2 tRNA genes are annotated in these 425 nt (G+C 42.8%); both read left to right on the top strand.

Going from position 1 to position 425, the window contains the following annotated elements:
• Nucleotides 1–51: 51 nt before the first annotated feature.
• Nucleotides 52–128, top strand: a tRNA-Ile gene (locus BB427_RS01215).
• Nucleotides 129–245: 117 nt separating this feature from the next.
• Nucleotides 246–321: transfer RNA gene (locus BB427_RS01210), tRNA-Ala, on the top strand.
• Nucleotides 322–425 lie beyond the last annotated feature (104 nt).

Below are 425 nucleotides of genomic sequence, written 5' to 3'. Positions count from 1 at the left end.
GTGTCCACACAGATGATTGTTGATTAGAATTAGAGAACACAAACATTGTTTGGGTCTGTAGCTCAGCTGGTTAGAGCGCACGCCTGATAAGCGTGAGGTCGGTAGTTCAAGTCTACTCAGACCCACCACTTTGCTTTGATGCTGCGTCTTTTTGCGACTCGTTTAGCAAACTAAACGTTCGTCACAAAAATCCTTGCCTTAAAGCAAAGATAGGTAAAAAACAAACAATGTTATCCTAGTAATGTGGGGCTATAGCTCAGCTGGGAGAGCGCCTGCCTTGCACGCAGGAGGTCAGCAGTTCGATCCTGCTTAGCTCCACCACTTTACTACTCCTTCTTATAGATAAACACTCTTACTCAGGTTCAAGTAACTGAGAGTTTTTAACTCTGAGAAGTGATTCTCTTGCTCTTTAAAAATTTGGAAAA

The organism is Pseudoalteromonas sp. BMB (assembly GCF_001709235.1).
In the GTDB taxonomy this organism is placed as follows: domain Bacteria; phylum Pseudomonadota; class Gammaproteobacteria; order Enterobacterales; family Alteromonadaceae; genus Pseudoalteromonas; species Pseudoalteromonas maricaloris.
Note: the sequence above shows the minus strand (reverse complement) of the source record. Positions and strands in the feature narration are given on the sequence as shown.